Below are 22,656 nucleotides of genomic sequence, written 5' to 3' on the forward strand. Positions count from 1 at the left end.
TGGCGGAAAAGCTCGGAGGAGAGGGACGATCCCGATCATGGCTCCGGTAGGATTTCTTGATCGGTAACGGTGCGGACCGTGGCATGCACCGGCGCGTGCAACTGGGCTCCCAGCGTTCCCTCGGGCGGCAGGCCGATGACCTGGCCGGCGTGCGCGCGTTGGCCGGTGCGAACCCGGGGTATGCACGGCGCGCCGGCGCTTTGCCGGAGGGGCAGCGTGAGCCGGGCGGGAGAGAGAGTAACGTCGCGCAGCGGTGCCGGCCGATCGAACTCCGTGACATGGAGCCTGCGGATTAGAGACCGGATCGGGACTCGTCGACGTTCGCGCATGGGATGAGGTCTGACCCGGGTGGATCCGGTCCATGGAATGCCGGCGCGGCGTAGATAGGCCCTGGCCTCGTCACAAGCTTCCTTGGGGTAGAGTTCTTCCGGACAGGCGTACAAGGTGCACAATCCGCAGGCGCAGCAGAGCGCGGCCCACCGGCTTAACAGCTCCGCCCCGCTGGCAGTGAAAGCGAGCGTGCGCATGACCTGGTGGGGTTCCACCGCATAACCGAGGAGGTAGCGCGGGCAGTACTCGGCGCAATAGCGGCACTGGTCACAGGCCGACCTGCCGATGCGTGCACGCAGGTTGTCGGGCATGAGCTTGCGGCGGATGACGGGATGAGACCGTGGCAGGATCACGACGCCGGTAGCGGTTTTGGTGACGGGAGTGTCGAGATCGTCGGTGACCTGCCCCATCATCAGCCCGCCGATAACCAGGACGGGTTCGTCGGTGAGCAAGCCTTCCGCGGCCGCGATGCAATCACGGTAGGGGGTTCCGATCGGCACCCGCAAGGTCACCGGATTCCTCACCGCGCTGGCGATTGTCAGGGTTTTGTGCGTGACGGGCCGGCCGTCTGCTGCGGCGGCCACATTGACAAAGGCCTCGACGTTGCTGACCAGGACCCCCACGTTCAGGGGAATCCCACGCGACGGGATGAGCCGCCCGGTTACGGTGTAAACGAGGTCGTATTCATCACCGGCGGGATAGTAATCGCCCAACAGGTGCATGCGGATCGCGGTACCCCGGCAGGCTGCCTGCACGGCCTCGACGGCCCGGACCCGCTCTGCCTTGAAGGCAATGACGACCTCCGACGCGCCCACGGCTTCCATGGCTCGCTGCACGCCGCGTACCAGGGCTGCGGCGTGGTTTTTCATGATGGCAGCGTCCTTGTGAAGGAGCGGCTCGCACTCGGCCCCGTTGGCGATGACGATCTCCGCACGGCCGGAGAGTTTGCCGTGGGTGGGGAAACCGGCACCGCCGGCACCCATGACGCCCGCCCGGTGGACCTGTTCCGCCAGGTTCATTTTCCCACGCCGGAGCAGTGTGCGCCCACGGCTCGAATCTGCCAATCTCAAAGGAATTCCTCACGGCCATCCTGTGCGCCGGAAGGCACGGAGGCAGCTCTGGGGTGCGCGGTCGTGCAAAGAGCGGGTGCGGCTCGGCCCGTGCCACCCCGGGGCCGGTGGCGATGGACAGGACGTACCCGGAGGATCGCAGGCGATCGAACGTGTCGGTGTTCAGATTCCCCGGCAGCGGTTCGAGGCCCGGACCTGTCGGAGCGAACCGCCCCAGCAACCGGAGCCGCGGCGGGTTCCGGGTCTGAACCGCTCAGGCCTTGAGAATCGCGACGCTATCCGGCGGCAGCCATACACCGCCGTCCCGCAAGGCCACGGCAGGGTCGGACGCCAGGACAAGGGTGCGAGCCCGCATGGGGAGCGGGACCACCCGGGCAGAAGCGCCGAGGTTCACGGCGATGCCGAAGGGCGGCCGCGTAAACGAGAGCCATTGTTCCGTCTCGTCGAACACCACCTGTACCGAGTCCAGAGGGCCCGCATGCAGGGCGCGCTCGGATCGGCGCAGCCGGATCAACTGCCGATGCCAAGCCAACAAGTCCGCATGCCCTTCCCGGTGGATCTCGGACCAATCCAATTTCGACCAGGCGAAGGTGTCGGGGTCCTGTGGATCGGGAATCTCCTCGGGTTTCCAACCAAACGCGGCGAACTCCCGGCGGCGGCCCTCCCGGACGGCCCGGGCCAGCTCGGGTTTACGGTGATCCGTGAAGTAGAGAAAAGGGCTGGAGGCGGCCCATTCCTCACCCTGGAACAGCAGGGGCACGAAAGGCGAGGTCAGCACCAGGGCAGCGGCGATTTTGAGGCGCCGTTGATTGAGCAGCTGGGAGAGCCGCTCGCCGCGGGCCCGATTCCCCACCTGATCATGGTTCTGCGCGTAGCCCAGGAACCGGGATCCGTCGAGGCCCTCGGGTTTACGGCCGTGGGATCGCTTTCGATAGTGGGAATAGCAACCGTCGTACACGTAGGCCTGGCGCAGGGCCTTGGCGAGGTGCGCCAAGGTGCCGAAGTCGGCATAGTATCCCTTGCGTTCACCGGTGAGCAGGGCGTGGAGGGCATGGTGGAAATCATCGCTCCACTGCGCGTCGTGGGCGAAACCTCCGCGTTCCCGCGGCCAAAGCAGGCGGGGATCGTTCAGGTCGCTCTCCGGGATGAGGAGGAGCGGCCGGCCACGGGTGCGCGAGAGCTCGCGGACCTCGTCGGCGAGCTGTTCGAGAAACGGACGTGCACTTTGATCGAAAATGGCGTGGACGGCGTCGAGGCGGAGCCCGTCGAAATGGTAGTCGCGCAGCCACATGAGGGCATTGTCACAGAAAAACCGCCGGACCTCGTCGCTGTAGGGGCCGTCGAAATTGACGGCGGGGCCCCAGGGCGTGTGATATCGGTCATTGAAATAGGGGGAAAAACGTCCCAGATAGTTGCCGGAGGGTCCCAGGTGGTTGTACACCACGTCCAAAAGGACGGCCAGGCCACGGGCATGGCACGCGTTGACGAAGCGCTTGAGTCCGTCTGGCCCTCCGTAGCTATGGTGAGGGGCAAAAAGGTCCACGCCGTCGTATCCCCAACCCCGTTCGCCGGAGAACTCGTTCACGGGCATCAATTCCACGTGGGTCACGCCCAGTTCGACGAGGTGGTCGAGGCGGCCGATGGCGGAGTCGAACGTTCCCTCGGGAGTGAATGTGCCCACGTGCAACTCGTAGACGAGGCCCGAGGCCAGCGGCGGCGGTCGGAAATCATGATCCGACCAGGCGAAGGCGCCGTGGTCCACGACACGGGAGAGGCCATGCACCCCGTGGGGCTGCCAGGGCGAGCGCGGATCCGGAAACGGTCCCTCGCCGTCGAGGAGGAACCCGTAATCGGTGCCCGGAGCAACGTCAACCATGGTCTCCCACCAACCGTCGGGGCCTGGGGTCATGGGCAGGCGTCGGTCCGCCAGCACCAACTCCACGCGCTTCGGGAGAATTGCCCAGACACGGAACGTTTGTTTCATGCGGAATCCTTGCGCAACCAAAGGGCCACGGGGAAAGGACCGAGCCATTCCTGAACGGGCCGTGTGCCGCCGGCGAGGGTTGTGCCGGTGAAAAAGTTGGTCCAGCGGCCCTCGGGCAGGCTGACGGTGGTATCACCCCAATCGCCTCCCCGGCGCAGGACCAGGCGGGGCACGACAGCGGCGATTCGCTGGCCGCGCAGGAGAGCCAGGACATGCGCGGCTTTGCTGCCCCGGACCTCGGCGAGGTCGCAGGCGGCGTCGCCGCGGAACGCATCGGGATGTTCCTTGCGCAGTTGCAAGGTTCGCTGGATAACCCACAGTTTGGGCCATCCCTCTTTCCGGCGGCGCCAGATTTCTTCGACGGTCACGGATGTCATCTCCTGCAGCATGCGCTCGCGGAGGTCAAAGTCGACCGGCCTGCGGTTGTCCGGGTCGACCAGGCTGAGTTCCCACAGCTCGTCCCCCTGGTAGAAATCCGGCACGCCGGGGGCGGTCAGTTTCAAAAGGGTCTGGCCCAGGGCATGGATGTGCCAGGCCTCGAGGATGGGCTGCAAGAACGCTTCGAAAGCGGCGAGGAATTCCGTGTCAGCCAGCGTGGCACACACGAAATGTTCCAGTGCCTGCTCGTAGGCGGTGTTCGGTTGCAGCCATGAGGTATGCTGTTTGGCCTCGCGCGCGGCCTTGACCATGACTGTCCGTGCCCGATCCGCGGAGATGGGCCAGGCCCCGAAGAGTGTCTGGTAATAGAAGTACTCGAGGTTGCGATCCGGCCAGCCGTTGAGGCGGTATTTCTCGTTCATGGCCGACCACGTACGCACGGCCTGTTCCCACCGGTCGGGGATCTCGGAGAGCAGGCAGATGCGGATGCGGACGTCGCCGGCACGCTTGGTGTCGTGTGTGGAGGTGGCCAGCATGGAATGCGGCCAGCGTTTTGCGCTTTCGCGGCATTCGTGAAGGAACGTTTCGGGGGAAAGGCCGAAACGGGCGGGATCGCCTCCGACCGTGTTGAGGGCAATGAGGCGGTTGAAGCGATAACAGGCGGTATCTTCCGCGCCCTTGGCCATGGCGGGTCCGGTCAGTTGCTGGAAGCGCAGGAGGAATTCCTCCTCGACCGGGCCGGAAATGCGCAGCCGCAGCACCTGCTCCAGCAGGTCGAAAACCTCGGCGGGCAACGCCGGGTGCCGGCGGCGGGCGTTCTCGAAAGCACAGGCCAGCATGGTCTCGTCATGCGGCGCCACCTTTTCCCGGGAGGGCTGAACGTAGGTGCGATACACCGGCAACTGGCAAATCAACTCCGTGAGGCCGGTTCGAAGGTCTTCCGCAGAGAGATCGCGGAGGCGCCAGTGCCGTTCGGTCAGATCCTGCAGCAGACGCACCAGGCGGTTCATCTCGGTCACCAGCAGGTCGTCCAGCACGAGACGTTTGCTCTGTTCGAGCACGCGGGCAAACTCGGCCGGTTCGCCGGTAAACCGGGCGTAGAAATCGGTCAACGGCCCTTCGCCGGAAGGATCCACGAAGAGTCCTGTGACGCGTCGGATGAATTCATAACCGGTGGTACCGTCCACCGGCCAGTCTTCCGGCAGGGTTTCGTCCGGCTGCAGAATCTTTTCCGCCACGATCCATGCCCCGGGCGCAAGGGCGCGCAGCCGTTGGAAGTAGGCAGTGGGATCGCGCAAACCATCCGGATGATCCACGCGCAATCCGTCGATCCATCCCTTTTCGTACCAGCGGCGGATGAGGGTGTGACCCGCCTCGAAAACCTCCGGATCCTCGACACGCACGCCGGCGAGGCTTGCGATGTCGAAAAACCGGCGGTAATTCAGCTCGCGCAGCCCCCGGCGCCACCAGGCCAGGGAGTAATGCTGGCGTTCGAGCAGGGCATGGAGTGCCTCGGGATCGGCGGACAATGCGGCCAGAGCCGGGTCATCCAGATCCGCCGTGTCCGGCAGGGTTTCCGGGTCCAGGGGAAAGCGGTGCTGATGATAAGCAACCCTTATTTCACCCGATTCTCGCACGAGTTTGACCTCCCCGCGCGCAAGCACACGGCCGTAGAGATCGCCGAGCACGGGCAACAGAACACGTCCCCGGCAGTCCGGGATGGGCGCCTCCCACTCGACGTCGAAATACCGGGCAAAACGGCTTGCGGGTCCGTGCTTCAACAGATCCCACCACCAAGGGTTGTGGGGGCCACAGATACCCATGTGGTTGGGCACGATGTCCACGACCAGTCCCATGCCCCTCCGCCGCAGTTCCGCCACCAGTGCAGCCAGGTCCTCTTCCGTGCCGAGTTCGGGATTGAGCCGTGTGGGATCGCACACGTCATAGCCGTGGGTGCTGCCGGGGCAGGCGCTCGTGAGGGGCGAAACGTAAAGGTGACTGATGCCCAGGGCATGGAGATAGGGGACGCGGCGGAGGGCGTCGGGCAGGGTGAATTGGCCATGGAGCTGGAGGCGGTAGGTGGCGCGCGGCACCACCCGTTCCGGAGCCGAAGGGGCTTGTCCGCTCATGTGGTCAAACCTTGAACCCCAACTGTTCACCCAGTCGCCGGAAATGTTCCCGCCACTGTTGAGCGGCGGGATCGCCCCGGGCGGCCTTGTCCTCCCAACCGGGCGCGACCTCTTTCAACAGGTGAAAATAGAGATTCTGGGTTTTCCACAAATTGACCTCCACGCCCATTCGGTGGACCAGTTCGGCCAGGTCGGCGGTGCGTGCCAGGCGGTTCAGATCCTCCGGGTTCCGGGTCAACCGCTCGAGCTGCCGGTCCAGCTGGGCCTTGATGGCGTAGCCGAGGGCCTCTCCGTGTTGTTCGATGTTGAGGCTTTCGCCGTTGTCCAGGAGGATGCGGATCTGCTGAGGATCGGCGTCGTCGGCTTCGAACTGTCGTCTGAGCTCGCAGGCCAGGATGTAATCGGCGGTGTTTTGGAGCGGGGCGGGCAGGCGGGCGCCAATGGTTTTGAGGAACCGGATGAGGGGCATGTACTGATCGAGGATCTGGCGGTAGTGGGTTTCGATGTTCTGGGCGGTGCTGGCCAGGATTTGTTGGAGGACCTTGCGCTGTTCGTCCCGGAACAGGTTCTTCAGGGAGTAATTCGATTCGCCGAAGTGCCGGTCCATCAGCCGGATGACCTCGGGGAAATCGGCCCGGCCGAAGGCCTCTCCCAGTTCCCGGAGCAGTTGTGCGTAGGCGTCGTCGCCCTGGTACTCGCGCACGCCACAATTGACGTTGTGATCGCCGAGGTGCAGGGCGGCATAACTGATGCGATCGGCGGCCCGTGTCGTCTCGAAGATCACCCGGGTCCGACCCATCACCAGCCGCGCCCGCCCGGCGGTGAGCACATGGCGGTCTTCTTGTTCGAAGGTGTAGGCGTAGATCCTGGCGCGATCCGGGTAGTCCTCGAAAAGCGAACTGACGGCGAAATGGGCGCCGAGCTTCTCCCGGTCGACGATGGCGGGTTTGACGAACTTCTCGTACACCACGCGGCCGTTCCGGTGTTCCCGGATGTTGCTGGGGGCCTTCTCGAGTCTGGCCAGAAACTCCGGTTCCAGGTCCTCGCCGAACACGTTTTGTGCCAGTTGGACGACGCGCCCGGCGTACTGCAGGATCTGCACAGTTTCCAAGCCGGAGATCTCGTCGAAGAACCATCCGCAGCTCGTGTACATCAACATGGCATGGCGCTGCAACTCCAGCAGGCGCAGGCAGGTGACCTGCTCCTCGCCGGTGAGCGCGCGGCGGGCCTGTTGTTCCATGAATCGGTTCACCCGCTCCTCCGCACGGTCGAGGATGACGTCGATGTAGGCGTCCCGGGCCTGCCAGGGGTCGGCAAAGAACTCGGCCGCGCGCTGCTCGTAGGCCGGTGTCAGACGGTCGCGCAACCAATCCAACGCCTCGCGCAGGGGCTGCCGCCAATGTTGTCGCCAGCCGGGTCGGCCCCCGCTGTTGCAGCCACAGTCGGCGTACCATCGCCGCACCCCGTGTGGACAACTCCAGGCGCTGGGCTCATGGATCTGGACCTCGTGGGTGGGCGGGTGTTTTTCGAGGAACTCGGCGTAATTGGTCAATCGCGCCAGTCCGTTTTCCTCGATATGGCGAAGGGCGTAGGCCAGGGCCATTTCACCGAAGCGATGGTGGTGTCCGTAGGACTCTCCGTCGGTGGCGATGTGCATGAGTTGTGGATGCCCGCGGCTGTGGTCGAAGCCGTCCATGAGTCGCTCGGCGAAGACCAACCCGTCGTTGAGCAGCCGTTCGAATGCGACGGCCTTGGACACTGGTGCGTCATAGAAGAAAAGAGCGATGCTGCGTCCGGACGGTAGCCGCGCCAGATATGCCTGCGAGGGATCGATGCGTCCGCCGCTGACGTCCCGCCAATCGGAGGTGCCGATGGGGCGGACCCGCGCGGCCTGGAACGGCGAGAGAATGGTGAAGGTGATCCCGTGTTCCGCCAGCACTTCCAGGCTCTCCGTGTCCACGGCGCATTCGGGCAACCAGAGTCCCTCGGGCTTGCGACCGAAGTAGTATTCGAAAGCGCGGATCCCCCAACGGACCTGGGTGACCTTGTCCCTCCGATTGGCCAGCGGCAGGATCATGTGGTTGTAGGCCTGGGCCAGGGCGGAACCGTGTCCGGCGTAGCGGCTGCGGCTTTGATGGTCCGCGGCCACCACGGCGGCCAGGATATCGGGGGCATTGTCCTTCATCCAGGCCAGCAGGGGGGGGCCAAAATTGAAACTGATGCGCTCGAAATTGTTGACGATATCCACGATTCGGCCCTCACCATCCAATACGCGTGCGGTGGTGTTGGGGGCATAACATTCGGCGGTGATCCGCTCGTTCCAATCGTGATAGGGATAGGCGGAATCCTGGAGTTCCACCGCTTCCAGCCAGGGATTTTCCCGCGGCGGCTGATAGAAATGGCCGTGAATGCAAAGGTAACGATCCATATGAAAACACTTCCTCAAACAGATTAAAAGACCACGGCGGCCAGCGGCGGCAGAGTGACGACCACGCTGTGCGGCTGTCCGTGCCAGGGGATGGGAAAGGCGTCCACTCCGCCGAAGTTACCCCTGCCCTGCCCTCCGTACTCGGGAGCGTCGCTGTTGAAGATCTCGCGCCACGTGCCCGGGCGCGGGACGCCCAGTCTTCTTCCCTGCCGGAGCACGGGCGTGAAGTTGCAGGTCACCAGCAAAACTTCGCCGGTTTGAGGATCCTTACGCAACCAGGAGAGAGTGCTCTCGTCCCGGTCGTGAGGGTCCACCCATTGGAAACCCTCCGGATGGTCGTCGGTTGCATGAAGGGCCGGATGGTTGCGGTACAGCCCGTTCAACGTGCCGACGAGTTTCTGCAGTCCGTTGTGCGGATTGCCGTCGGCGATCAGGTGCCAATCCAGGCTGGTATCCGGCCGCCAGGATTGCCACTGGCCGAATTCGCCGCCCATGAACAGGAGTTTCTTGCCCGGCTGGAAAAACAGACAGGCAAGGAGCAGGCGCAAGTGGGCGAATTTGGATCCCGGATCGCCGTGCATGCGCGCCAGTAACGAGGGCCCTCCGGGAGAGGCGTCCGCATGGGAGAGAGGCAGCAGGAGGTTCGGCCGGAAGGGTGCTTCCAGGCGGCGGGTGAGCAGTTCATGGCAGAACTTGCGGTGGAGCGGGTCGCGGCTCAGATAGTCCAAAAGATCGGCTGCAAAGCCGGCGTCCCATTCCCGTCCGAACCCCAGGCCGCCCAAATGAACCGGTCGGGCGACCTGCAGCCGGCCGCCGGTCTCGGCTGCCATGGTCAGCGCGCCGGGGCACTCGCGGGAGACGATCTGGTTGAGCTGCCGGAGGAAGGTGATGGCTGCGGGGTCTTCGCTCCCCGGGGTCGGGCCGCCGTGCTCCCCGGCGGGCTCCAACAACCGGCTCAACCGGCCCAGACGCAGTGCGTCTCCGTGATAATGCTCCAGCCAGAAAACCGCGCTGCTGAGGAGAAAGCTCCGCACCTCCGGGCGGCTGAAATCGAAGCGCACGGAACCCTGTCCGCCCAAGGGATCGGCCGGTACCGTCTCGTAAAGAGGTGCGACATCGAACCTGCCGTGTCCGAAGGGGGCGGCATCGAATCGCCACGCCACCCAGTCGAACACGACGCCGACACCGGCCCGATGCAGGGTGTCCACCAGTTCCATCAGTTCCTCGGGAGAGCCGTGTCGCGCGGTCGGGGCGAAGAAGCTCAGCGGTTGGTATCCCAGGGAAGCGTCTTCGGTATGCTCGGTGATCGGCAGCAACTCGACATGAGTAAAGCCGTGATGGTGCACATAGTCGGCCAGGCGCGGTGCGAGCTCGCGATACGTCGGGCGCCGATTTCCCTCCTCGGGCACACGCATCCATGAGCCCAGATGGACCTCGTAGATGGAAACCGGCCTGGCAGGGGACTGGGCCTCTGCGCGGGTGCGCATCCAGTGGGCGTCCTTCCACGAAAAGTGGGGCACACCGACGACCGAGACCGGCTCGCCGCCAAGTTCCTGGCGAAAGGCAAACGGATCCAGCTTGTCCACGCCCCGGACGCTCACGCGGGGCACAACATGGAAGCGGTACTTTGCGCCAGGTCCCACGCCGGGGACGAACCCGGTCCAAAAACCGGTTCCGCCCCAGGGCTGGAGCGGGTGAGAGTGCGGGGTCCAACGGTTGAAGTCGCCGGTTACGGATACCCGTGCCGCCCGAGGCGCCCAAACGGCAAAATGGGTTCCGGGCGTGCCCTGGTAAACGGTTGGGCGGGCGCCCAGTTTTTGCCAGGCACGGCACCAGGTGCCGGAGCGAAATGCTTCCCACTCGGCGGGTTCCAGCCAGGAAGCGAGTTGTACGAGAGTCGATTCACTCATGGCCGGGCTTCTTCCGGAAGCAGCTGCAGGATTCCCTGCAGGGGGATCCGGATCCAATCCGGTCGGTTGTTCAGTTCGTAGGCCAGTTCGTACACGGCTTTGTTGAGCAGGTAGGCTTCCAGCATGAGGGCCAGGTCTTCTTCGGACGGGGGCAGCAGTTGAGCGGGCTGGATCTGGTCGAGGTACGCCTGCAGGTAGACCGCGCTGACGGTTTGCACCCAGAACTTCACCCAGGGTTGGTAGCGGGGCCGCTGCTCCGGCTGGAGGCCACCTCGCTGGATGTGCTCTTCCAGCCCGGCCCATGCGGCGTAGTCGAAGGAACGCAGCATGCCTGCGACATCCCGCAAGGGCGACCGTTTGATGCGCCGCTCGCTCAGGGCCAGGGCCGGTTCGCCCTCGAAGTCAATGATGACGAAGTCCTTGCCGGTGTAGAGCACCTGACCGAGGTGATAGTCGCCGTGACACCGGATCCGGCGCGCCTGAACGCCTTTCTCGTACAAGCGCCGGTACAGTCCGATGATGGCGGGTTCGCGTGCCAGGACCTGCTCGGCCAGCGGTTGGACTGCGGCGGGCAGGGAGGCCAGCCGGTGCCGGAGCAGCCCCAGGTTTTGCCGGGCCAGGTTTCGCAACGCTTGAAACAGCCCGCGGAGATAGTGCGGTGTGAACGATTCCGGCGCGAACGCGGGGTCTTCGGTTTCGGAGGCCAGGACCAGGTGAAGAGCGGCGGTGCGTTCACCCAGGAGCCGGGCCAGCTCGAGGTAGGTGCCGACGGTCTGACCGACCTCTTCCGATACAGCCAGGCGTATCCAGCGCGGCGGCGGTACGGGCTCGGCCGGTGGTACACGGCCCTCATGCAGGAAAGTGGCGACGCGATCGAAGTACCGCCCCAGTGCGTCCAGGGTGTGGGACCAGGCGTCGCGTGCACCGGGGATGAACCGGTTCAACGTGGCCAGGGTGATGCGTTGATTGTCCTGTCGGACGAACTCCAGTGCCCCGGCGAGTTGCTGGGCGTACGGGAATTCGCGGGCGGTGAGGAAGTGTGTGATCTCCAGGTCCGGGTTCACGCCCACGTCGCCGCGGCGGAAGAGTTTCAGGATGAACTTGTCACCATAGAGTACGGATGAATTGCTCTGCTCAGCGCGGGCGGGTTGGGGCTCGGGCACGGCGGCACCCTCCAGGAGACGGCGGAACAGGGGCGTGCGCGTGGCGATCAGTTCGCCCCCGGCGGCCCGGATGCGGCTGCGCGAGCCGATCCACTCGGCCAGTTTCCGGCAGAAGGCGCGATCCACGAGGGCATCGTGGATGACGCCCTGGTCGGAGGTGCGGGTGAGCTGGAGGTCGCACAACACGGCGGCGGGGTTGTCCCGGAGCAGTTTTTGAGCAACCTCGTTTTGCGCGAAGGTCAGAGGGACCACGTAGAGGTCGGACTCTCCCTGGGCATAGTCCACCTGAACGAAGCAGAGCAGTGCGGATCCGTGTTCCAGCGGCATTTCCACCCATTCCCGGAGGTGCAGGCCGGTGACGGGCCGGGCCTTGCCACCGAACCACCGCCGGTGGGGCAACCACTGTTGGAGGGCGGCCTCGAAGCGTGCGCGGTACGTGTCCTCGACGACCCGGGTCCAGCGGTCCGGGACGGCGAGTGCGGGCCGGACCGCCCCGGCGGCGGGGGCCTCGGGTCCCGCCAGCCAGGTGAGGACCGCGCTCTTGGGTTCGAGCGAGAACCAGAAAAAGGCGTGGGGGCTCAGGGTCAGGAAGTAGGGCTTATCCCGGATGACGGGGAATTCCGTGCGGCCGAACAGTTCGACGGGCACGTATCCCCGGAAGGCCGCGAGGTCGAGTTCGACCGCCTGGACAAACCGCGACAGGTTCGCCACCACCAGGAGGGTCTCATTCTCGTATCGCAGGAGGTAACTGAGGATCTTGCGGTTTTCCGGGTGGAGGAACTCGCATTTCCCCTCGCCCAGCGCGCGCCAGCGTTTCCGAAGGGCCAGCAACCGGCGCATCCACCACAGCAGGGAGTGGGGATTGCGCAGTTGGGCCTCCACGTTGACGACCTCGTAGTGGTATTCCGGGTCGTAAATGACGGGGAGATACAAGCTCTGCGGGTTGGCGCGGGAGAAGCCGGCGTTTTTGTCCGAGCTCCACTGCATGGGGGTGCGGACCCCGTTGCGGTCGCCCAGGAAGATGTTGTCGCCCATGCCGATTTCGTCGCCGTAGTAGAGGACGGGCGTGCCGGGCAGGGAGAGCAGCAGCGCGTTCAGCAACTCGATTCGTTTGCGGTCGTTGCCCAGGAGCGGGGCGAGGCGTCTGCGGATGCCGAGGTTGAGCCGGGCCTGATTAACATGGGCATAGGCCCGGTACATGTAATCGCGCTCCTCGTCGGTGACCATTTCGAGGGTCAACTCGTCATGGTTGCGCAGGAAGAGGGCCCACTGGGCGGTTTCCGGGATGGGGGGCGTTTGTTCGAGGATGTCCACGATGGGGGTTCGATCCTCCATGCGCAAGGCCATGAAGAGCCGCGGCATGAGCGGGAAATGAAAGGCCATGTGGCATTCGTCGCCCCGGCCTTCACCGAAGTAGGCCGCGGCGTCCTCGGGCCACTGGTTGGCCTCGGCCAGGAGCATGCGGCCCTGATATTTTTCGTCCACGTGGGCGCGCAGCTTCTTGAGAAAGGCGTGGGTCTCCGGCAGGTTCTCACAACTGGTGCCCTCGCGTTCGTAGAGGTACGGCACGGCGTCGAGACGGAGCCCGTCCACGCCGAGGTCGAGCCAGAAATCCACGACCTTGATGATTTCGCGGTGGACCTCCGGGTTGTCGTAATTGAGGTCGGGCTGGTGCGAGAAGAACCGGTGCCAGTAGTAGGCGCGTGCGACCGGGTCCCATGCCCAGTTGGAATGTTCCACGTCCTTGAAGATGATGCGGGCCTCCTTGTAACGGTCCGCGGTGTCGCTCCAGACGTAAAAGTTGCGCCAGCGCGATCCCGGCGGGGAACGCCGGGCGCGCTGGAACCACGGGTGCTGGTCGGAGGTGTGGTTGAGAACCAATTCGGTGATGACCCGGAGGCCGCGCCGGTGAGCCTCGCGCAGGAAATGTTTGAAATCGGCGAGGGCGCCGTAGATGGGATGCACCCCGTAATAATCGGCGATGTCGTATCCGTCATCCTTCAGTGGCGAGGGATAGAACGGCAGGAGCCAGACGGCTGTGACGCCGAGGTCCTTGAGATAGTCGAGTTTCTGCGTCAGCCCCTGGAAATCCCCGATGCCGTCGCCGTTGCTGTCGTAAAAGGCGCGGACATGGACCTCGTAAATGACACCGCTCTTGTACCAGTAAGGCTCGGACGGGAGCGATTCGGAGGATACGGTTCGCCTGGCCAAGGCGTTTTTCGGGTTGCTTTTCACATGAAGTAGTCGAAATCGCGTTCGGCTCGGACGTGCCGGCGCACGCGGAAGACGTGGGCGGGCATGAGATGCGGGCGCAATTCCACATAGTTCCGCGAACCCTGCCAGAGGTACCGGTCGCCGGTGAGCAGGTCGTGCACCTGGAAGACCCGGTCGGGCTGGAGGCCGAGGCTCTCCAGGTTCAGCGTGACCCATCCGCTCTGGACGTGGTGGGGATCCAGGTTCACGACGGTGAGGATGATGTTCTCAAGGTTGGGCGTGGCCTTGCTGTAGGCGATGATCTGGTCGTTGTCCACCGTGTGAAACTCGAGGGAATCGTTGCTGTGAAGGGCCGGGTTTTCACGGCGGATGCGGTTCACGTGGGCGATCAGGTCGGTGAGGTTGCCCGGCTGGTCGAGGTTCCAATCCTTGATTTCGTACTTTTCGGAGTCGAGATATTCCTCGCTGCCCGGTTCGCGGGCCTGGTTCACGCACAGTTCGAACGCCGGGCCGTAGATTCCGTAGCTGGCGCCCAGGGTGGCCGCCAGGATCAGGCGGATGATGAAAGCCGGCCGGCCTCCGAACTGGAGGTACTGGGTCAGGATGTCCGGTGTGTTGGGCCAGAGATTGGGCCGGAAAAACTCGCGCACCTGGGTGCGGGTCAGTTCCCGGAAATACTCGGTCAGTTCCCACCTGGTGTTCCGCCACGGAAAGTAGTTGTACGACTGGGAAAAGCCGAGTTTGGCCAGGGCGTACATGAGCTTCGGCCGGGTGAAGGCTTCCGACAGAAAGATGATCTCCGGATGACGGTCCTTGATCTCGCGGATCAACCATTCCCAGAACCGGAGCGACTTGGTGTGGGGATTGTCCACGCGGAAGACCCGCACGCCCTGGTCAATCCAGTACTGCACGACGTTTCTGAGTTCCCACCACAGGGAACGCCAGGCGGGGGTCTCGAAGTCCAGGGGGTAGATATCCTGATACTTCTTCGGCGGGTTTTCGGCGTATTGGATGGAGCCGTCGGGGCGTTTGCGGAACCATTCCGGGTGCTCGCGCACCCACGGGTGATCCGGCGAACATTGCCAGGCCAGGTCCATCGCGATTTCGATCCCGTACTCCCGGGCTCGCGTGATGAGCCGCCGGAAATCCTCCAAGGTCCCGAGCTCGGGATGAATGGCGGTGTGACCGCCCTCTTCCGATCCGATGGCCCAGGGGCTTCCGGGATCACCCGGCTGGCAGACCGGGTTGTTGTTCCGGCCCTTGCGATAGGTGTGTCCAATGGGGTGGATGGGCGGGAAATAGAGGACATCGAATCCCATGGCGGCGATGCGCGGCAACTGCGCCTCCACATCACGGAACGTGCCGTGGCGACCCTTTTTGCCCGGACAGGAACGGGGAAACATCTCGTACCACGCACCCGTACGGGCCAGCACGGGGTCCACGACCACACAGAGCTCCCGTTCGTAGCGCGTGGCGAAGCGCCGGTCCGGGCACCGTTCCATGACCGCGGCCACTTCGTCGCCGAGGGCCAGTCGGACCCGTTCTTCCAAGGTGGCGGGGTCTTTTTCGGACAGCCGCGCCGCCCAGGCACGAAGCTGGGCCGCTTCGGCCGGAGCCCGTTCCGCCGCTTCTTCCAAGAGCCGCGCTCCGATCAACAATTCCGCGGAAATGTCCTGGCCCGCGTTTTTCTTTTTTTCAGTATCCCGGCGCCAGGTTTTGAAATGATCCACCCAGGCTTCCAGACAGTACCAAGCCCTGCCGATCTGCGTGACTTCGAATTCCGCCCGCCACCGGTCGTTTACCAGCGGAATCATGGGGGTCTCGTGCCATTCGCATTCGCCGGCTTGGCGGTACAGCAGCCGGGCGGACAGGACGTCGTGGCCGTCGGCGAAAATGTCCGCCTCCACGACGACCTTTTCTCCGACGACACGTTTGATGGGATAACGTCCAGCATCAATCTCGGGGGCGATACCCTCGATGATCACGCGAGCGCGGCCGACGCGGTCTTCGGGCATGCCCGGGTGGTCCGTCTCAGGGGGTCGCGATTCCGCGGCCGGCTGCGCGATCGCGGCGGACTTGCGGGTTCGCGCGATGCGTATGGCCGGTCCGGCCGTTCTTTTCAGCGATGTCTGGGTGCGGTTCTTCTTCATTCATGGTACGTGCGATGGGCCGGGCCGTGGTGGGACCCAGGGAACCCAATTTGTCAGGCCACAGCCCGACGGGGTCGTCCGACCCGTTCACAGATCAGGAAACCGGGCACGCATACCCAGAAGGGATCCAGGCCGCCGGCGAAGTCGCGCGACGAGCCGTGTTGCACCAAGGCCCTGCAGCAGGCCCTGCACCCCGCCTCGATCCCCAAAGTATACGATCTGGCTCCGCCCGTTTCGGCGAGGCGGGACAAGGTGTGGCCCGGACACGCGGCCTCCGGCCGCGCAAAAAGCCGCCATACGCATGTTGCTCACCCGAGAAAACCGCCTGAATGAGTCCGCAGGAGCGAAGTCTGCATCCGGTCTTCAACATCGCACATGATTATGGAGCAGGGTCCTCGACTTGTCCAATCAACAAGCCGGTCCGCCGCCCGGCAGCTTTTTTCTCACGGACTCCGGCGCCAGCAAGTGCCGGGGTGCTCCGGACTCCCTGTTCGCCAGCCGTGAGAGGACCCTGATGGGACCCGGCGGTCCGGCACAGGGAAGGAGACCGAAGGACCTGTTCGGGAGCCTGCGCATTCCGGGTGAGGACGGGCACGGGCACAAGCTGCCGGGGTACGGCGCATGGAAGGGGGGGCCCCGGGCGTGGCGGCCCAGGCTTGTGCCATGCGGCCCTGCCGCGACGCTGTTCGTGCCGATGGAACTCCCTCCAGACTGCCGTGCTCGCCGCGCTGCGGACGGATCCGGACTCCGCCGCGGCCCGGCGAAACGGCGCCGTTGTGCGGCCAACGCCGGGTGCTGAGGCTTGCCAACAGGGCCCTCCGGATTAACATTCCCGGACGTTTGCGAATCATGGACATCAAACTTCCACCTCTGGGAGAAGGTGCCGACAGTGGCGTGGTGGTGAGTGTACTGGTCAAACCGGGCGACACGGTCAGTCCCGGCCAGCCACTGCTGGAGTTGGAGAACGAAAAGGCAATCGCCACCATTCCGGCCGAGCACGCTGGAACGGTGGTCGAGGTGTGCGTCAAGCCGGGCGAGAAGGTTTCGGTCGGCCAACGGATCCTGAAGCTTCAAACCGGTGCCGGTGCCGCCCCGGCGGAGGCCGGAGCGTCCAAGCCTGCGGAAAGCCGCCGGCGCGCGGCGAAACCCGCCGCGCCGCCTCCGGAAGAAGTGGAGGAACCGGCTGAAGAAGGCGCCGCCGCCGGGTTCGAGCACGCAGTGGAGGTAGAGGAAGAGGAGGAAGAAGAAGCTCCACGGCCCGTGGCAGCGCCGGTGGCACCGCCCTCGGTTCGTCGTCTGGCGCGGGAACTGGGGATTGACCTGAGCAAGGTTCGCGGAACGGATCCGGGCGGGCGGATCACCCGGCAGGACCTGCGCAACTACATCCAGCGGTTGCAGCGCATCGCGGTGAAGTACAAGCAGGTCGTGTCGCGGCAGCCCGCGCCGGCGGCCGCTCCTGCCGCGGCTCCTCCAGGGCCTCCTCCTGCCGAACCGGTGGACTTCTCCAAGTGGGGGCCGGTCCGGCGCGAGCCGCTCACCACGCTGCGCGAAGTCATTGCGCGGCGGATGTGGCAGAGTTGGAACGCCATTCCGCACGTCACCCAGTTTGACGAGGCGGATTTCACCCGGATCAACGAGCTGCGCAAGGCGCACGCAGGTGCCTACGAACAGAAGGGGGTCAAACTCACCGTGACACCCTTCATCGTGCGGGCCGTGGTGGAAACCCTGCGCAAACATCCGGTGTTCAACAGCAGTCTGGACGAGGTGGCCCGCGAACTGGTGGTCAAGGAGTATTACCACATCGGGCTGGCGGTGGACACCGAACATGGCCTGCTGGTGCCCGTGCTGCGGGATGCGGACAAGAAATCGCTGCTGGAGCTGGCCCGGGAAATCGAGTCTCTGGCACAACGCGCGCGGGAGCGCAAACTGGCGCGGGAAGAGATGCAGGGCGGCAGTTTCACGATCTCCAATCAGGGGGCCATCGGGGGGGGCCATTTCACGCCGATTGTGAACCGCCCGGAGGTGGCGATCCTCGGGGTGGGTCGGGGCACGGTCAAGCCGGTGGTGCGGGACGGCCAGGTCACGCCCCGGTTGATGGTGCCGCTGGCCGTCAGTTACGACCACCGGGTCATAGACGGCGGATCCGCGGCGCGGTTCATCGTGGATCTGGTGCGGGCCCTCGAGGATTTCCCCGAGGACGCCGTCCGGTTGTGACGCCGCGAAAGGCGCGGCCCTTTGAAACCCCGGCGAGGGACCAGTTTTATGCAGCCGATCGAGACCGAACTTGTGGTGGTGGGTGCGGGCCCCGGCGGTTATGCGGCGGCGTTCTATGCCGCCGACCTGGGGAAGAAGGTCATCCTGGTGGAAAAAGACAAGCGCCTGGGCGGGGTGTGCCTCAACGTGGGGTGCATTCCTTCCAAGGCGTTGCTGCATGCCACGCATCTGATCACCGAGACGCGGGAATCCGCCCATCGCGGCATTGCCTTCGGGCCGCCCTTTGTGGACCTGAACAAATTGCGGGCATGGAAGGAGTCCATTTTGGAGAAGCTGGCAGGAGGCGTGGCTTTTCTGGCGCAGAAACGGAACGTGCAGGTCCTGCGCGGGCGCGGCTATTTCGAGGATTCTCAAACCCTGCGCGTGGAGACCGAGGAGGGTCAGAAATTCATCCGTTATCAAAAAGCCATCGTTGCGACGGGTTCGCTACCGGCCATGCCCAAGGTGTTCGACCTGGGGAATCCCCGGATCATGACCTCCACGGAGGCGCTCGAAGTGGAGGAGATCCCGCGCCGGCTGCTGGTGGTGGGCGGCGGGTACATCGGGATGGAGCTGGGCACCGTTTACGCCGCCCTGGGCAGCGAGGTGGTGTTGGTGGAGGCATTGGACAAGGTCCTGGCCGGGGCGGATCCTGATCTTTCGCGTCCGGTGGTCCAGCGCGCTCAAAAGGCGTTCAAGGAGATTCGACTGCAGGCAAAGGTCGTCAGCATGGCCACGGCGGGCAAACAGATTCGCGCCGTCATCGAGTACAACGGGCAGAAGGTGGAGGAGCTCTACGACCGCGTGCTGGTGGCCGTGGGCCGGGTGCCCAACACGCAGGATCTGGGACTGGAAAACACCAAGGTCCAGTTCACCGACAAGGGGTTCATCAAGGTCAACGAGTACATGCAGACGGACGATCCCCGCATTTACGCCATCGGGGACGTGGTGGGAGGTGCCCTTTTGGCGCACAAGGCGCACAAGGAGGCGCGCATCGCCGTCGAAGTGATCAACGGGGAGGAGAGCCGCTTCGAGAACATCGTCATTCCGGCCGTCGTGTTCACCGACCCCGAACTGGCCTGGTGCGGCCTGACGGAAGCCGAGGCCAAGGAACGCGGCATCCCGCACGAGGTGTCCCGTTTCCCGTGGTCCGCCTCGGGTCGGGCCCTTTCTTTCGATCGCACCGACGGCATGACCAAGTTGATCGTGGATCCGGAGAGCGACCGCGTGTTGGGCGTGGGGATCGTGGGGCACGGCGCCGGCGAGCTCATTGCCGAGGCCACTCTGGCGCTTGAAATGGGTGCCACCGCCGAGGACATCGCCCTCACGGTGCATCCCCATCCGACGCTTTCGGAGACCCTCATGGAGGCGGCCGAGGCCTATTACGGCTACGCCACCCACACGCTGAGCCGCAAGCGCGCGCTCTGACACCCTGCGCCCGGGGTCGTCAACCACACCGCTCCCGGCAGTCCGTCGGCCGGAGCGGGCACTCCTTCGCTCGTGGGTTCCCGCCCGACAACTCCGGCCCCTGTTTATCCTGCGTTCAGCGGGCGGCCTGATCCAGGGCTTCCAGCACGATGCCGGGCGTGAGGGCCTCGGGCAGCACCAAGGGTTCCTTTGAGGGATCCGCCGGATAGACGACCACCAACGGGACGCCGGCCCGGCCGAACCGTTTCAGTTCGGCACCGATTTCCGGCGAAAAATGCGTGTAATCGGCCAGAAAGGCCACTGCCCCGATCTCCCGCAGTTTCTCGCGCACCGCCGGGACCTCGAGGGCAAACCTCTTGTTGACCTGACAGGTGAGACACCAGCGTGCCGTGAAGTCCACGAGCACCGGATGGCCCTGGCGGCGTACCTCCTCCACGGCCCGGGGACTCCAGGCCTGCCACGGAATCCCGCCCTCCTCAACCGTGATCGGGCCATCAGATGCCGCCGCTGGCGAGCGCCATTGCATCGCCCCTTCCAGCAGGTACCAGTAGCCGCCCGCGAGCAGAATCAACGCGGCCAGCAGCGAGACCTTGCTTTGGCGGACGGCGCGCTGCCAGAACGTTCCGTACAACCAAGCCGCCACAGCCAGCACCACCAGAAAATAGCCCAGCGCCCAGACGCGATCCCCGTAATGCGCCTCCACGAGGGTCAGCAACCACACGGCCGCTGCCAGCATGGGAAAGCCCATCAGGATCTTGAAATGTTCCATCCATGGTCCCGGCCGGGGCAGCCATTTCAACCAACCCGGCTGCCAACTAAGGACCAGGTACGGAAACGCCAGGCCTGCTCCCACGGTGAGCATCACCAAGAGCACGACGGGCGGGGGTTGAACAAAGGCAAACCCAACGGCCGCCCCCAGAAAAGGCGCCGTGCAGGAGGTCGCCAGCACGGTCGTGAGCAGTCCGCTGAAAAACGCTCCGGCTGCACCCTCGCGCCGGGTCAGGCGTGCGGCCGCCTCCCATGCACGCCCGCCCAGAGTCACCTCGAACACGCCGAAAAGGTTCAAAGCAATCAGGGTGACCAACACCGTCATGGCCACGAGGAAGTACGGATTGCCGAACTGGATCCCCCACCCCGCCTGTCGCCCGGCCGTTTGCAGGCCGATGACCAACATCGCCAGGACGGCAAATGAAGCCAGGACCCCCAGCGTGTACACGAACCCGAGGCGGCGCACCCGGCGGCGGTCTTCACGCGCCTGGTTCACGAACCCGAGGATTTTCAAAGCGATCACCGGCAGCACGCAGGGCATCACATTGAGGATCAACCCACCCACGAAGGCATAGACCAGCACCCTGCCGAGGGAGAGGGGCGTGCTCGAAGCGGGCACTCCAGCGACGTTCTCGAAGCCCACTGTTTCTGATTCCTGAACCGGCCCGTGAACCTCCCATGCTTGAACAGTGTCGCCCGTTTGCCGGATCACCAGGCCGGACAATTCCGCCGGCCACTTCCCCGTGAACGTCTCCACCGCCTTGCGCACGCGGACCCGGCCGTCCGGTGAGGGCAGGACGGACGTCGGCGCCTGCACCTCATACTCCGGGGAGGCATACGGGAAGAAATCCCACGACCCTGTTGCCATGCCGGAGTCTGCAGCAGTCGGATCTTTCCATTCCAAAACCACCGGCCGGGTTCGACCCGTGCCGGCGGGGGCATCCCATCGGCCGCGGAACTCCAGTGCAATGCCGTCCTGTGGAAGGCGGGCCTGCCAGCGCTCGATGAGGCCGGCATCGGCAGAAGGGCGCGAGCCCTCCCCCACGGTGAACGCGGCGCCCACCTCGGCGGTGCCGGGCAGGCAGGACTCCTTGCATTCCAACCAAGTAACCCTGGCACGCAGTTCCACCGCACCACGAGGGGCGTTGGTGGCCACAGAAAGGGGAATCAGTAGCATCACCTCCCGGTGGTACACGTAGGTGACCAGGTCGCCCTCCGCATATTTCTCGGGCGGCGGCCAGTGAATCGGCCCGGCACGGATGAAATCGGGAAGCTGCCATTCCACCTCGGTGGCGATGCCGGAGGCACCCGGGTTTCGCCAGTAAGTGTGCCACTCCGGATCCATGCGGAGATGGATGCCCGCCCAAAGGGTGTCGCCCGGGCGCACCTCCGCCGCCGACAGGACCAGCCGTGCCTGGGTGTGGGCGGCTGACGCCCGGCCGGATGTCAGGGCGAGAACGCCCAGGATCCAAACGCACCAGAATCGAATCCCTTTCATGACACGCACTCAAAGTAGCCGGAATGCCGGCTCGTGCACGCAATACGTCTGCGATTTGTCCGCGCAGTTTGATCCGCCCGATGGGTCGTTCCGGCCGTCTCCGACCTCGCACGACTCACCGTGCCGGGGCACGAACCGGCCGCGTGCTAGACCGCGCCGGCAAACGCACCATCCCTTTGGCACCAACGACCCAGCAGCAGGTCCACCTGAGCCTCGGCGGCCCACAGGCTTCCCTCGGTCCAGATGACATGATCGGCCCGGGCGATTTTTTCTTCCACAGGCCACTGAGCGGCGGAGCGCGCCTGGATGTCGGCCTCGGACCAGCCTCGCTGGCGAAGCCGCTGGTGTTGCGTGGCCCGGCTGCAGGCCACGCAGACCACGCGATCCAGTTCGCGTTCCGCCCCCGTTTCATAAAGCAAGGGGATCACGACGATGGCGCGCGGCAGCCCAGCCGCTTCCCAGGCCGCCATTTGCGTGTGCCAGAGCTGGCGAATGCGGGGATGGGTGATGGCTTCGAGCGTGCGGCGGGCCCGTTCATCCGCAAACACGATTCGGGCGAGCTCGGCCCGCCGGAGACGTCCCCCGTCGTCGAGAACCCCCGAGCCGAAAGCCGCAACGATCTCCTGCAGGGCGGGCTGTCCGGGCTGCACCACCTGCCGCGCCAGTTCGTCGGTGTCCACCACCGGCACCCCGCGTTGTTCGAACAAACGCGCGACGGCCGTCTTGCCCATGCCCGGCCCGCCTGTCAGACCGATCCGTTCCATGAGAACAACCTCAAGACCGGCCCATGCGGTTATAGGGACGCTTCAGGAATCCAGATACCGCCGGCGTGTCGAGCTCAGCCGGCGGCCATGGTTTTCGGGATGGTCCGGGTTTGCCGCACATCCAGACCTTCCGGGTGCCCCCCGATTGGTCTTCCCCGGCAAGCCATTTCCCTCCGGACCGGGGATGCG

At 64.9% G+C, this 22,656-nt stretch carries 11 protein-coding genes; 2 read left to right on the forward strand and 9 right to left on the reverse strand.

Annotated elements, in window-relative coordinates; genetic code table 11:
- Positions 1 to 35: 35 nt before the first annotated feature.
- From ACPDIX_RS13755 to ACPDIX_RS13785, 7 genes are all read right to left on the reverse strand, one after another.
- Positions 36 to 1,349 carry a 4Fe-4S dicluster domain-containing protein gene (locus tag ACPDIX_RS13755; RefSeq protein WP_423432374.1) on the reverse strand — a complete coding sequence of 438 codons (1,314 nt, stop codon included), beginning with the start codon at positions 1,347 to 1,349 and terminating at the stop codon, positions 36 to 38.
- 304 nt (positions 1,350 to 1,653) lie between these two features.
- Positions 1,654 to 3,384 (reverse strand): malto-oligosyltrehalose trehalohydrolase, encoded by a 1,731-nt coding sequence (treZ, locus tag ACPDIX_RS13760; protein WP_423432375.1) that lies wholly within the window; start codon positions 3,382 to 3,384, stop codon positions 1,654 to 1,656.
- Complete coding sequence (treY, locus tag ACPDIX_RS13765) at positions 3,381 to 5,891, reverse strand: malto-oligosyltrehalose synthase (protein WP_423432376.1); 2,511 nt, start codon at positions 5,889 to 5,891, stop codon at positions 3,381 to 3,383. Before treY ends, treZ begins: the two co-directional genes overlap by 4 nt.
- A 4-nt stretch (positions 5,892 to 5,895) precedes the next feature.
- Positions 5,896 to 8,319 (reverse strand): DUF3536 domain-containing protein, encoded by a 2,424-nt coding sequence (locus ACPDIX_RS13770; protein WP_423432377.1) that lies wholly within the window; start codon positions 8,317 to 8,319, stop codon positions 5,896 to 5,898.
- 23 nt (positions 8,320 to 8,342) lie between these two features.
- Positions 8,343 to 10,229: a 1,4-alpha-glucan branching protein GlgB gene (gene glgB, locus ACPDIX_RS13775; protein ID WP_423432378.1), complete on the reverse strand. Its 1,887-nt coding sequence runs from the start codon at positions 10,227 to 10,229 to the stop codon at positions 8,343 to 8,345.
- Complete coding sequence (gene treS / locus ACPDIX_RS13780; RefSeq protein ID WP_423432379.1) at positions 10,226 to 13,603, reverse strand: maltose alpha-D-glucosyltransferase; 3,378 nt, start codon at positions 13,601 to 13,603, stop codon at positions 10,226 to 10,228. The genes glgB and treS overlap by 4 nt, the downstream gene beginning before the upstream one ends.
- A 20-nt stretch (positions 13,604 to 13,623) precedes the next feature.
- Complete coding sequence (locus ACPDIX_RS13785) at positions 13,624 to 15,621, reverse strand: alpha-1,4-glucan--maltose-1-phosphate maltosyltransferase (RefSeq protein WP_423432380.1); 1,998 nt, start codon at positions 15,619 to 15,621, stop codon at positions 13,624 to 13,626.
- A gap of 984 nt (positions 15,622 to 16,605) precedes the next feature.
- Here ACPDIX_RS13785 and ACPDIX_RS13790 point away from each other — a divergent pair.
- Both ACPDIX_RS13790 and lpdA read left to right on the forward strand, forming a co-directional pair.
- Positions 16,606 to 17,970, forward strand: a complete 1,365-nt coding sequence (locus ACPDIX_RS13790; RefSeq protein ID WP_423432381.1) for a 2-oxo acid dehydrogenase subunit E2 — start codon at positions 16,606 to 16,608, stop codon at positions 17,968 to 17,970.
- Positions 17,971 to 18,018: 48 nt separating this feature from the next.
- A complete protein-coding gene (gene lpdA / locus ACPDIX_RS13795) occupies positions 18,019 to 19,437 on the forward strand; it encodes a dihydrolipoyl dehydrogenase (protein ID WP_423432382.1) in 1,419 nt (472 codons plus the stop codon).
- 115 nt (positions 19,438 to 19,552) lie between these two features.
- On the opposite strand, the gene ACPDIX_RS13800 is transcribed toward lpdA, so the two are convergent.
- Both ACPDIX_RS13800 and coaE read right to left on the reverse strand, forming a co-directional pair.
- On the reverse strand, positions 19,553 to 21,703 hold the full coding sequence (locus tag ACPDIX_RS13800; RefSeq protein ID WP_423432383.1) for a protein-disulfide reductase DsbD family protein: 2,151 nt from the start codon (positions 21,701 to 21,703) through the stop codon (positions 19,553 to 19,555).
- Between the two features lie 146 nt (positions 21,704 to 21,849).
- Positions 21,850 to 22,467, reverse strand: coding sequence for a dephospho-CoA kinase (coaE, locus tag ACPDIX_RS13805; protein WP_423432384.1), 618 nt, complete (start codon positions 22,465 to 22,467; stop codon positions 21,850 to 21,852).
- Positions 22,468 to 22,656: the final 189 nt, after the last annotated feature.

Origin of the sequence: Limisphaera sp. 4302-co (genome assembly GCF_049537155.1) — a bacterium.
Classification (GTDB): Bacteria; Verrucomicrobiota; Verrucomicrobiia; order Limisphaerales; family Limisphaeraceae; genus Limisphaera.